This window comes from Caldisericum insulae (assembly GCF_047785965.1).
Classification (GTDB): Bacteria; Caldisericota; Caldisericia; order Caldisericales; family Caldisericaceae; genus Caldisericum; species Caldisericum exile_A.
In genome coordinates this window covers 63,560-76,204 of sequence record NZ_JBLOBF010000007.1, presented here as the reverse complement: position 1 = coordinate 76,204, position 12,645 = coordinate 63,560, and the positions used below count along the sequence as shown (strand labels likewise).

Annotated in this window: 13 protein-coding genes; all 13 read right to left on the bottom strand. The window is 34.9% G+C overall.

Annotated elements, in window-relative coordinates; genetic code table 11:
* Nucleotides 1-108 precede the first annotated feature (108 nt).
* From ACMV0E_RS05725 to ACMV0E_RS05665, 13 genes are read right to left on the bottom strand one after another with little or no spacing between them, the layout of a single operon-like run.
* Nucleotides 109-894, bottom strand: a complete 786-nt coding sequence (locus ACMV0E_RS05725; protein WP_416085418.1) for an ABC transporter permease — start codon at nt 892-894, stop codon at nt 109-111.
* Nucleotides 895-897: 3 nt separating this feature from the next.
* Nucleotides 898-1,734, bottom strand: a complete 837-nt coding sequence (locus ACMV0E_RS05720; protein ID WP_416085417.1) for an ABC transporter permease — start codon at nt 1,732-1,734, stop codon at nt 898-900.
* A 54-nt stretch (nt 1,735-1,788) separates the two neighbouring features.
* Entirely contained in the window at nt 1,789-2,880 is a 1,092-nt protein-coding gene (locus ACMV0E_RS05715) for an ABC transporter substrate-binding protein (protein WP_416085416.1), read from the bottom strand.
* Nucleotides 2,877-3,689, bottom strand: coding sequence for a sugar phosphate isomerase/epimerase family protein (locus tag ACMV0E_RS05710; protein WP_416085415.1), 813 nt, complete (start codon nt 3,687-3,689; stop codon nt 2,877-2,879). Before ACMV0E_RS05710 ends, ACMV0E_RS05715 begins: the two co-directional genes overlap by 4 nt.
* Entirely contained in the window at nt 3,686-4,729 is a 1,044-nt protein-coding gene (locus ACMV0E_RS05705) for an ABC transporter ATP-binding protein (protein ID WP_416085414.1), read from the bottom strand. Before ACMV0E_RS05705 ends, ACMV0E_RS05710 begins: the two co-directional genes overlap by 4 nt.
* A gap of 2 nt (nt 4,730-4,731) precedes the next feature.
* Nucleotides 4,732-5,526, bottom strand: a complete 795-nt coding sequence (locus ACMV0E_RS05700) for an SDR family NAD(P)-dependent oxidoreductase (RefSeq protein WP_416085413.1) — start codon at nt 5,524-5,526, stop codon at nt 4,732-4,734.
* A gap of 1 nt (nt 5,527) precedes the next feature.
* Nucleotides 5,528-6,295, bottom strand: coding sequence for a DeoR/GlpR family DNA-binding transcription regulator (locus ACMV0E_RS05695; RefSeq protein WP_416085412.1), 768 nt, complete (start codon nt 6,293-6,295; stop codon nt 5,528-5,530).
* Entirely contained in the window at nt 6,285-7,049 is a 765-nt protein-coding gene (locus ACMV0E_RS05690; RefSeq protein WP_416085411.1) for an inositol monophosphatase family protein, read from the bottom strand. Before ACMV0E_RS05690 ends, ACMV0E_RS05695 begins: the two co-directional genes overlap by 11 nt.
* 1 nt (nt 7,050) lies before the next feature.
* Nucleotides 7,051-7,998 carry a metallophosphoesterase family protein gene (locus ACMV0E_RS05685; RefSeq protein WP_416085410.1) on the bottom strand — a complete coding sequence of 316 codons (948 nt, stop codon included), beginning with the start codon at nt 7,996-7,998 and terminating at the stop codon, nt 7,051-7,053.
* A gap of 11 nt (nt 7,999-8,009) precedes the next feature.
* A complete protein-coding gene (locus ACMV0E_RS05680) occupies nt 8,010-8,762 on the bottom strand; it encodes a hypothetical protein (RefSeq protein WP_416085409.1) in 753 nt (250 codons plus the stop codon).
* A 26-nt stretch (nt 8,763-8,788) separates the two neighbouring features.
* Nucleotides 8,789-10,369 carry an APC family permease gene (locus tag ACMV0E_RS05675; protein ID WP_416085408.1) on the bottom strand — a complete coding sequence of 527 codons (1,581 nt, stop codon included), beginning with the start codon at nt 10,367-10,369 and terminating at the stop codon, nt 8,789-8,791.
* The gene (locus tag ACMV0E_RS05670; RefSeq protein WP_416085407.1) at nt 10,370-11,866 is read right to left on the bottom strand and encodes an FGGY-family carbohydrate kinase; all 1,497 of its coding nucleotides are present in this window, start codon (nt 11,864-11,866) and stop codon (nt 10,370-10,372) included.
* On the bottom strand, nt 11,863-12,645 hold the full coding sequence (locus ACMV0E_RS05665; RefSeq protein ID WP_416085406.1) for a BtpA/SgcQ family protein: 783 nt from the start codon (nt 12,643-12,645) through the stop codon (nt 11,863-11,865). The genes ACMV0E_RS05670 and ACMV0E_RS05665 overlap by 4 nt, the downstream gene beginning before the upstream one ends.

Genomic DNA, 12,645 nt, shown 5'->3' with positions numbered 1-12,645 from the left:
ATTGACAAATTTTATAACAAAAATGAAAATAAAAAAAATTTTTATGAAAAGAATTATTACAAAAAACTTTATAATACCTACTTTAAAATTAATTTCTAAGTTTCGTGTTCAATCTTTTCGTGTTTTGCTTGTGATATAAGTAATGCCTATGAAGGAAAGTAAAGAAATGTATATAAGGAAAGCCGAGATCGCTGATGCAACCCTCATATCATTTCTTATCTGCTGGAAAAGTTGCAAAGGTAGTGTCTGTCCTGTAAAACCAGCAACCATGCTTGTTACTTCAAACTCTCCTATTGAAATTGCAAAAACAAGCAACGCACCAACTGTTATGCCATGAATAACATTTGGAATAATAACATATCTAAACCTTTCAACAAGAGACGCACCAAGACTCTGCGCTGCTTCTGAAAGTGTTATCTCGTCGATTGTCCTAAATGAAGCTAAAGTATTTCTGAACATATATGGAAATCCTAAAAGAGTATGAGCAACAATCACCATAAAAAGTGAACCATTAAAGGCTAAAGGGGGCTTTGAAAAAGCAAGAATTAAAGCTGAACCAACAATAACAGGAGGAAATATCATAGGAAGTATATTTATAAAATTCTTAAGCGCTTCTCCAAAGCGTCCTTTGAGCCTATTAACAACATAAGCAGCCGGCAATGAAATAGTAAGAGAAATAAGAGTTGCAGACGTGGCAACAAAAAGAGAAACCATTAAGGCCGAATAGTTTTTCTGCCTCTTAATAATCTGTGCATACCACTCAAGCGTAAAACCTTGTGGTAATATTCCCTGCCAAAACTTAGAAAATGAAAATATTATTGGCATTGATATTGGAACAACAATATACAAAACAAGAAGAATTATTACTAAATTTTCTAAAATTTTCTTTTTCATTTATTATCCTCCCGGTTTAAGTTTTCTCTCAACTAAATTGAGTATCGAAAGGACAACGGATATAATTAAAATCAAAGCCACAGAAAGAGCAGCTGACTGCGGTAGATTATAGGTTGATTCAGAAGTTTGGAAATAAATCTGAATCGATAGGAGATTCTTTTCTCCGCCAACAAGTGCAAGAACAGTACCAAAAGCACCAAGCATTCCTGCAAATTGTATACTTAAACCGGACACAAAACCAGGCGCAAGCGAAGGAATAATAACATATCTCCAAGTTTGAAAAGTTGTAGCACCCAAATTTTTGGAGGCCTCAACAATACTCTTATCGAGATTCTCAAAAACTGCTGCCATTGTAAGTGTCATTAAAGGTATTTGAAAAAAACCGTATACAAAAACTATTCCAGGCCATGAATAGATGTCTATATAGTAATCTTTAGGCAAATGAAAAAGAAGTCTTATTATTTGATTAAGAACACCATTCCGTCCAAGTAAAACTATAAATGCAAATGCAACAACCAGACCAGATAGTGTAAGAGGAAGGGAGTAAAGAGACAATAGAAAATTCTTAGTAGATCTCTTTAAATGAGAGATAAAATATCCTACAAACGTTCCTAAAATACCTCCGAAAAGGCTTGCAGAGGTAGAAAATAGTAAACTGTTTCTAATGGCTAATCTATATTGGTCTAATAAAAATATATTCCTGTAATACTGTAGAGTGAAAGATCCTTTATCGCTAAAAAAAGATTTGACAAAAAGATTTAAAATTGGATATATTTCAAAAAAGCCTAAAAATACAAAGAATGGTAAAATTAAAAGAAAATCCCTTCTTATGTTTTTCACTTTGAATCACCCTTTTTGCGGGGAGGAATAGTGTCCTCCCCGACTATAATAAGTCTATTTTGCTCCAACAGCTTGTGCCCAAGCATTTTGTAAAGCTTGTGATATTTCTCCATCCTTTGTGTAATCAATAAATGCAACTTTAGAATACTCCTCCTTGGGTGGGAATTTTGAAGCAATCTCAGGTGGTATCTGCACATCTGGTCTAATTGGAGTTACATACGCCTTTGCAAAGAGTTGTTGTCCTTTTTCTGAAAACAAAAATTCAAGGAACAGTTTTGCAGTGTTGGGATGTGGAGCATTTTTTGCCATTATTACGCCGCCACCAACTGCAATGGTACCATCTGTTGGAATTACAACTTCTGCAGGTACTCCAAGCGTATCCCTCCAAAGAAGAAGATTGTAATCAAAGTTAATAAGTATAGCAACTTCTCCTCTTTGGAACTTGCTTACATCAACCTTTGGATCAACCGAAGCGATAATTCCATTCTTATGAAGCTTAACTAAAAAATCTATCCCCGCTTTATAATTATATGGATCTCCTGACATTGCATAAGATATTGCCTCAACAGTATTAACACCAGTGCCTGTAGCTCTTGGATCAAGATAGCTTACAAGCCCTTTGTACTGCGGATCGTTGAGTTCAGCCCAGGTATGAGGAACCTTTTTAACAATGTTTGTATTAACTATGAAACCAAGTGTCCCTTTGTATGCAGCTTGCCATACTGAACCATTTGAAGCAACTCCTTTTTGCCCTTCAGGAATTTTATCCCACACACTAACCTTATAGTCACTTGTATAACCTTCATTTGCAAGCTTCATTGCATAAGATGGCTTCAGGTCAGCAATGTCATTTTTGGAAGCATTTTCCTCTTTCATTCTTGAATAAACAACCGATGAGCCCATATCTATATCCTGGTGCTTAATTCCATAGAGTTTCTCAAATTCTCCAAAGATTTCGCCATAATTAGCCCAAACATCTGGCATACCATAGGAGTTAATAACTCCGCCTTCACCCTTTGCCGCATTAGCAAGCTCTTCCATAACACTCTTACCTGTTTGAGTTGTCGTTGTGGTTGAAGTTTTACAACCGGTTAACAACAAACTCAAAAGCACTGCAACTACTAAAAATGCTAGTAGTTTCTTCATACTACACCTCCTCCTAAAAGATTTTTAATATTTTTAAAACTTTTCGAAATAGCGCTGTAATCCCTATGCAATTCAATAATTCCAATAATTTCTTTATCTAAACTGTTTAACTTAATGAGAGAATCTGAAAAATCATTATCAATAAGGTCGCTCTCAATAGGTCTATGAAGGTCATATTTTCCATCATTCGTATGTAAATGTAGCTTTGCAATACGATCAGAAACTAAATTAACATAATCAAAAATCCTATATTTAGAAATTTTTGCATGACCAAAATCAAGTGTTATATAGAGTTTATTAAACTGATAAACGAAATCCTTCAATTCGTATGGGTTATTCAGAAGCTCAAAAGGAAAGTAAAGATTTTCAACTGATATTTTTACATTCGAAAACCGATCTATTATCTCTTCTAAAGATTCCTTAAGTGCCTTCAAATGTAGCATACGTTCTTTTTGAGCAATTTCATCATAGTCTTTATATTCAGCGAGATTCTCGTCAATGAAATCAAACCAAGAGATGTATCCACCATGAACCGTAATATTGTATGCACCTAGATCCTTCGCATACTCAATCTCCTTAATCATTTCTGAAACAATACTCCTTCTTATATCTTCAATTGGATATGAAGGGTTCATTCCTCTCAAAAAATTCACATGAAAAGTAAATTCAAATTGAAGAAACCTTGCGCTTTTAATAAAATCCTTAGGTGTTTGTGAGCTTAACTCTAAGACTCTTAAACCTTCAATATAGAGTCTTTCTAAATCATAAGTTTTCAAGTTATCGCTATAAGAAAAGCCAAATCTAATCATTTTTTAATAAGTAATGCAGAGTTCTCTGCAAATGAAACATAGACTTCGTCACCTTTGTTATATTTAGAAGCTTCTTCAATTGATACATCAACATGAATCATTTCAGAAAATGCCTTAAGGGTTATTCTTGCAAAAGAACCAAGAAAAGTTGTAACATCTACAATTGCTTTGAAAGAGTTTTTGCCTTGAGGAATTTTGGAAATTTTCATCATTTCTGGTCTTACTGCCAAAGCAAATTCTCCAAACATTTCTGGGTTGTCTATAATAAATTCCACACCATGCCACTCAAATTTATTTCTTGAAGCCTTACCATGAAAGATATTTGCAACACCAACAAAATTTGCAACAAATAAATTTTTAGGATTACGATAAATTTCGACAGGTGTACCTACCTGCTGAATAACTCCTGCGTTCATTACCACAATCCTATCAGATATAGAAAGCGCTTCAGATTGATCATGGGTTACATAAATCGAAGTGATACTTAATTCTTTTTGAACTCTTCTTATTTCAACTCTTACCTCTTCTCTAACCTTCGCGTCAAGCGCAGAAAGTGGCTCATCTAATAGCAATATTTTTGGTTTTTTAGCAAGAGCTCTTGCAAGCGCAACTCTTTGCTGCTGACCTCCAGATAACTGACGTGGAAATCTATCTTTTAGGTTGGATATTCTAAGCATCTCAAGTAGAGGCATTACATTCTCTTCCTGTTCTTTCTTAGGAACGCCCTTTATCATCAAAGAGAATGCCACATTATCAAAAACAGTCATATGCGGGAATAGAGCATAAGATTGAAAAACTATTGCAACATCTCTTTTCTCTGGAGGAATATCATTTATAACTTTACCATCTACAAGAATCTCACCTGAATCAACTTTCTCAAAGCCAGCAATACTTCTTAAAAGAGTTGTTTTTCCACACCCAGAAGGTCCCAAAAGAGAAACTAATTCACCTTCATTTACGGAAAGTGAGAAGTCATTCACTGCTATTACACTTCCGTAGGTTTTTTTAATGTTTCTTAGCTCAAGATAATTTTCTTTCATATTTAATCCATAAATGAACCACCATTAACATTAATTGCTTCGCCAGTAACAAAATTTGAAAGGTCAGATGCGAGAAATACTGCAACTCCTGCCACATCCTCAGCTGTTTGTAATCTCCCAAGTGGCGTATCCTTAATATAAAGCTCTCGCACTTCTTCCTCAGATATTCCCCTTAACTTTGATTCCCAGCTCACTTCTCTTTCTTGCATGCTCGTTTTTACATATCCAGGGCAAATTGAATTAACAAGGATTTTATAGGGTGCAAACTCTCCTGCAAGTGCTTGAGTCAAACCAACAACGGCAAATTTGCTTGCTACGTAATGTGCAAGAAATGGAGCATTTCCTCTTTTTCCTGCCATGCTTGCAGTGTTAATAATTTTGCCTCTAACTTCGCCTATGATATCTTGGTTGACCATCTTTTTCAAAACTTCCTGAGAACATATAAAAACTCCTTTTGCATTAACATCCATATTGAAATCCCAATCTTTATCTGTTAGGTCAAGAAATTTATTCATTGTTGAAACCCCAGCATTATTGTGCCACACATCAATTCGTTTAAACTGCTCATAGATTTCATTAACAGCATTTTTTACTTCATCTCTATTTGTTACATCTACTTTCAAAGGAAAAGCAATGCCACCGAAATTATTTATCTCATAAGAAACTTTTTTGGCAAGGTCAAAATTGAAATCAAGTACAAAGACCTTTGCTCCTTCCTTTGCGTAAGCAATTGCACACGCTCTTCCTATACCTGAACCTCCACCTGTAATGGCAATTATTTTATCCTTAAGCAACATTTCAAACCTCCTTAGTTAATATTTTTACATTGTTTTGTTTCAATTTCTCTAAAAGCGATCCTTTTGGACTTTCATTTGAAACAAGATAATGAATATTACTGAAACTTGCAACAAATGAAAATGCAACCTTATCAAATTTACTTGAATCTGCAACAACAATGACTTCTTTAGCATTTTTAATAAGTGCTTTCTTGATAAGTGCATCATCAAGGTTATACTCAGTGAGTCCTGCATCTTTATCAATAGCTCCAATTCCAAGGAACAATTTATCAACAAAAAACTGCTCAAGGTTTCTTGCTGCAATTTCTCCTGTAAGTGAAAGCTCTCCGCTTCTAAGAATACCACCCGGTAAAATTAATCTTATTTCTCTTTTGTTTGCAAGTAAATTAACAATGTGAAGATTTGGCGTAATAATGGTAAGATTATGACGGTTAGAAAGATGCTTTGCAACTTCAATTGTTGTTGTACCTACATCAAGTGCAATTGAATCACCATCTGAAACAAGAGTTGCAGCAATGCGACCAATTAGTTCCTTCTCTTTTTTGTTTTTTGTTTCCCTTACAATAAATGGTGGTTCAAAACTTCTACCCCGAGTGCTTACTGCACCACCATATACTCTTCTTAAAAGACCTTCATGTTCAAGGCGAGAAAGATCCCTTCTTATAGTCATTTCAGAAACATTAAGTAATTTTGCAAGATCGTTAATTTGAACACTTCCTTTTTCTTCAAGTTTTTCAAGAATTATCTTTGCTCTTTCTTCATATATCATGAAGCACCTCGAGAATTCTTTTATGGAGTAATTCGTTTGCAGCAACGATTTCACCCTTTTTAAGATAATCTGATCCGCTCAAAAAATCAGATACAACCCCATGTGCTTCCTCTACCACAAGCGAGCCAGCAGCAATATCCCATATGTTCAAACCCCTTTCCCAATATCCATCAATTACACCTTCTGCAACACGCGCAAGATCGAGAGCGGCAGAGCCATCAACTCTTACGGAGAGACTCTTTCTAAAGAGTGCTTCAAACTGTGGGAAATTTGAATATTCAGTAAAATCATATGGAAAACCTGTTGCAAGTAATGAAGATGACAAATCACTGGTTGTAGATACTGAGATTTGCTTCAAATTTTTGAACGCCCCATTTCCGCGTGAAGCATAAAAAAGCTCATCAGAAATCGGATTATAAATTACACCAATCGAAACTTCCCCTTCTCTTAGAAGGGCAATTGAAACGCATACATTAGGATAACCTTTAACAAAGTTAGTCGTACCATCAAGAGGATCAAATACAAAAACTTTTTCTGAACTACCTTTCTGAAGCCCACCTTCTTCTGAAAGAATACCGTATAGCGGAAAATACTTTTTAATGGTATTCCTTATAAATTCATCAACAGTTAAATCAATACTTGTGACAAGATCGGTAAGACCTTTATGCCTCACCGAAAAATCACTCTTAAAATTTTTTTCTATTATTTTGCCTGCCTTTTTTGCAATATCAATTGTGAAATTAAGCTCATCCATTTTATCCCATCGTAAATTGGAAAGTGAACTTCTTCTTTTTCTCATCAAGATTAATTAAAACACCTCTCAAAATTCCATCAGAGTATTCACTGCCGGGATTTAAAGAAAGGGTTTTTCCAATCTTTACACTTCCGGGAGATTCATGGACATGTCCGTGTAAACCTAAATCAGGTTGAAATTCTTCGATAATTCTTCTTACACTCTTACTTCCAACATTTTCTGTTGCAACCGAACCACCTTCAACAACAGGTTTAAGAGTTTTATCAAGTTTTGGAGCTATATCAAGAGGAGTATTAAAAGGTGGCACATGTATATTAAAAATTGTAAACTTATTATAATCCATTTGCCCTGCAAGAGATTTCAAATCATTGTAAATCTCTTCTTCAGTTTTCTCTCTAGGGGAATTCCAAGGTGTGGGATTTGAATACCCATAAGAAAGCATCTCAACATTATCATATATTTCTATAACCTTCATATCAGGATTAATTACATACTTTGAAACAAAAAGTGCATCATCAACAACTGGATCATCATCATTTCCAGGAGATACGAAAATTTTAATTCCAAGAGGCTTCAGCCTTTCAGTTGCAAGCACCATCCATTCTTCGAGAGTATGTTTAATTACAAATTTAAAAATTTCCCTTCTTTTTTCTGGACTCTTTTCTATAACTTCAAGCTCCTCTTCTGTAGTAACATACGGATAAAGTCCATTAAATCTTATTTCTTCCTCAAGCTTGGGAAGTTCATCTTTTGAAACTATCTCTTCGTTTCCTTGATAATTTGCTTCATAATAACCATTTTTTAATCTTACTATTGGGACAAATCCTTTGCCGGTGATGTCGCCACCTAAAATAAGAATATTTGCATTATAAAATTTGCCTGCATTCACGAATTTCCTAAAACACCTCTCGGAACCGTGTATATCAGTTGTAAAAAAGATTTTTATCATTACTTTTCCTCCTATTCTAATCTAACTTCTTCTGGTTCGTCATACCAGGGCATTTTTCTTCCAATAATATTTCGCATCTTCCATGCAAGAGATTTTGGTGCATTGTCCATTGCCTCAATAAGATAATCAATAATCTTATCAACTCTATCCAAATTTTCACCTCTAAGATAACTCTCTTCAAATTCTCTTAATAGTAGAAGATTATCTCTTGTTGTTGTGTACCAACCCCAATCATTAGAGGTAATACTTAATATATATTCAATTTCAGGTTTTTCAGCCTTTGAGAATAATCCAAAATCATGATCAATCAATAACATTAAAATATCCTTTATATCCTTCTCATTCATCTTATGAATTTGAATTTTAGTTAAAAAGATATCACCAAGACTAATGGTATAGGGAAGCAAATCCAACCGAGGTTCAAGATCAATCTTATGACACTGCTCAAAAATTCCGATGAATACATCAATTTGGAACTCATTTTCCTTGTAATATAAAAGTCTTGTTGCTCCATGTAAAGCATTAAACTGTTTATCTTCGATTAGGCCATAATCATTAAATACTTTATTTAAACCTTTAACCCCTTTTCTGTTTACTACAAAATCAAGGTCTTTATATTCTCTTTTTAAGCTTTCAATTTTACTACCATTTGGTGAATTCAAATAAACTGCAATTCCACCAAGGAGGCGGAGGGTCGTCCCCTCCGCATTAGCCTTGTCTATAAGCTCACGCGCAAGATTTACAAGATTTTCAGTCAATTTCATAAATAACACCCAATTCTAACTGAACTCTATTCTGGTGGTATTTCCGTAAATACCTGAGTAATATCTATTCCTTGTGACTTTCTTACAGCGACTGCAATTAAATACCAAATAATCGCTATCACTGGCACAGAAAATGCTTCTATCATAGCAAGCGCTTCAACTTTCAAACCAAATTGTGGAACAAGGAAAGCAGCTACAAAAACGGTGCCCCAAGTAATAACTGTAACAATACCAGCAATAACCATATAAGGAATGTTTCCTAATTTCCTCTTAGCAAGATCAGGGGCATTTTCAAATAGATCCTTTTTCTTATATGGGAAAATTATTGCCGCAATCCCAACTATAACAAAACAAAGAGCCATAACTGCAATTATATTGATAAGATATCCACCTAACCCACCATATATGTTAAGCCAGTTTAAAAGCTCTACATAGAGTCCCATAATTATTGTTGCTTTAACTGGAGTGTGTAGATTAGGATCAACATCTGCAACCCAATCAGGAGCCAATCTATCAAATGCCCATGCAAAAAGGTTTCTTGTGCCAAGTAAAAATCCTGCAGGAGTCCACCAAACAATACTCAAAAGGAATGCAAGCGCAATATAAACCTTTATAAACTGAGGTAAGCTAAAGAATTTTGTGAGTGCAGGGAGTATGAAAACAATATTTTGAGGTAACTTGTCGGAAGCATTCATTCCAACATAAGAAAGTGATGAGAAGAAGTCAAATCCCATTGCTTTATATACAAAAAGGGAACCTAATGCGTAAAGCAAACCACCTATGATAAGAGCTCCTAATACAGATACAATAACAGTTCTTCTTACATTTTTAATTTCTCCTGCAAAGTATCCAGTCCACTCAAATCCTGTAAGGTTTTGGAATGCCCATAACATCGCAAGTATTGTCATTCCCCAATTGATTCCAGCAGGTGGGACATATCCTACACTCTTTGCTATATTAACGATCTCTTGAGGTTGAGTCCCAGTAATTGATGCAAAACTTGCCTGGAATGCTTCTTTTGTGGTTGCAAGAAGACCAATATACCATAAGCCAACACCAATCCACACAATTACAAAAAGTATCCTCATAAACTTTGCAGCAAACTTGGTACCTTTAAGCATTATTAGAGTAAACGCTATGGTAAGAAGTGTTGCAACTAAAAATTGATTTCCGGGTATTGCAAACCAATCAATAAACGATTTTGGAAGATTTGCAACATATCCAAAAGCAGGCATAAAGAAAGTCATCATAGTTGTAAAGTTAAATGCAACCCAGTTAACAAATACAAAAGTCAAAGTCACATTTACAACAAATCCAACAAGCGGGTGAATAGTTCTACTTACCCACACATAATCTCCTCCTGAACGAGGCATAATTAGTGTGAAGAAGATATAGACCCAACCAAATCCCATAAGAAGAATAGAACCAAGCACAAAAGCAAGAGCTATATTTGCGCCTGGAAAAGATGCTGCACCGAATTGAAGAGCCTGAGAAATTCCAACAGGAATTAAAATTGCAGCAAAAACAAGGTTAAACGCATCAAAGGGAGTAAGCTCTCTTACAAGCCCCGTTGCGTTTCTTACAAATAACTTCTGTTTCTTCTCCATCTAAACCTCCTTTGTTTTTTGTATTTCATAAAGTCTCTCGAAGAGAGACTTTAATGACTTATAAAGATCCTTGTAAAGACTAAAATACTCCCTGTATTTTTGGGTATTCGATAGATCTGGCTCGATAATTTCGTAATCTGTAAGGAAATTTTCAATTTCTTTTTCGTCTTTTAAAAGTTTTGCACTCAATAGAGAAAGTAATGCAACACCCAACGATGAACCAGGGTTTGTTTTAATATATTTAATTGGAAGTCCAACAGCATCTGCTGTTATTCTCCTAATAAGCGGGTTTTTTGCACCACCATCAGAAATAAAAACTCTTTTAATTGTTAACCCCATCTCATTTAAAACATCTATATGGTGTAGAAAACCATAGACAATACTTTCCAAGATTGATCTAAAGATATCACCCCTATTGTGAAAAAGTTGAAGTCCAAATATGACTCCTCTTGCCTTTGTATCGAAAATAGGTGTTTTCTCACCTAGAAAATATGGAAGGGTAATGATGCCATTTGCACCAATATTGCTTTTGAATGCTTCTTCTGTGATTTCATCAAAGCTTGTTTCTCTTATAATATTCATAAACCACTTTATAAGTGATCCACTTGAAGCCATGCAACCGTTAATTACAAATTTACCCTCAATATCATGAAAATCAAGAAATAATCTTTTATCCATCCTTAGCGAATCAGAAACAAACATTATATCTCCTGCACCACCAAACTTCAAGAGTAGATCTCCTTCTTCCACAAGACCTAATGCAAGCGTTGAAGCTATATGATCTGCAGAGCCTCCTATAATGGGCACACCACTATTAAATCCTGTAAGTCTCTCAACTTCTTCCGTTAAAAAACCTATAAACTCATTTGGTTTTACAATCTTTGGGAGCATACTTCTATCAATTGATGCAATAGACAAAATTTCGTCATCAAAATCCATTTTTCTAATATTGAAAAGACCACTTTCGAGAGCCCAGTTTTCCTCAACATGAGGCATGTTTGTTAGTTTAGTTGAAACAAAATCGTAAGAACCCATTATGTATTTCGTCTTAGAAACAACATCAGCTTCATGTTTTTTAAGCCAGAACCATTTTGGAAAAATAAGTTGCTGATTGATGGTATTAGCAGTCCTTTCAAAATACCAATTCTCATCTATTATCTTTTTGAAGTATTCTATCTCTTCAACAGCTCTTGCATCGTTTTGCTGAATTGAATATCTTAAAGGGTTTAAATTTTCATCCAAAGCAATAAGCGTCGGCACCATTCCTGTAATACCAATCGAAGCAATTCTCTTATCAAGCCCATCTTTTGCAACATCTTTGAGAACTTCAAGCGTATTTTCAAAAAATAGGTTTGCATCCATTTCAGCAAAATTTGGAGCAATACTTATAAGATTCTGTTCTATTGATTTCTCAAAATAAATTCTGCCGACGCTATCGACAACTATTGCCTTAACAGATGTTGTGCCTATATCAATACCAAGAGCTAAGTCTCTCATCGCAGTTTATTTACTTTCTCCATTAATCTCTTTACTCTATCCACATCAATTGGGTTAAAAGTAAAACCGTCTTTTTTAAGAGCTGTTCCAACAATTGCACCATCTGCAACACTTAGAAGCTCTCCAACATTGTTTTCATTTACCCCAGTATTTACAAAAACAGGAATATTAACGCTTTCTTTAACTTTTTCAAGTGTCTCTTTTGTTGGTGGTTTACCCGTCATTGGACCAGAAACAAGTATAACATCAGCAAGAGAAGAAAACGCAACACTTTTTGCAATCTCATCTAATGGCCTTCTATCAAGAGAATAGGCAAATTCCGCAGAAATGTTAAAAAATACTTTTACATCTTTTGCATCAAGAAGCTTTTTGTATCGATAAACTTCTCCCACATTTGTGTTCCAAAATCCCATATCAGATACATATACACCTGTTAGAATCTCCCTTATAAAACTCGCCTTCGTTGCCTTTGCAAGAGAGATTGCTGCAAACGGATCCCAAAGTACATCAATACCAAAAGGTACTTTTACAAGATGAGATACCTTTCCTATCACATAGCCCATCGTAGCAACAGTAGCATAATTTGCATCAAGTTTATATGGGCGATCATTTTCATTGCAGAACATAATAGAATCTATACCACCTTCTTGAAGATTTATAACATCAGCCTCTATGCGTGAATAAATATAATCAATTCCAAGAGAATCATCATACAGTGGTGTACCTGGCAGTGGAGGAAGGTGAACCATTCCGATTATTGTTTTCTTTCTCTCAAACAT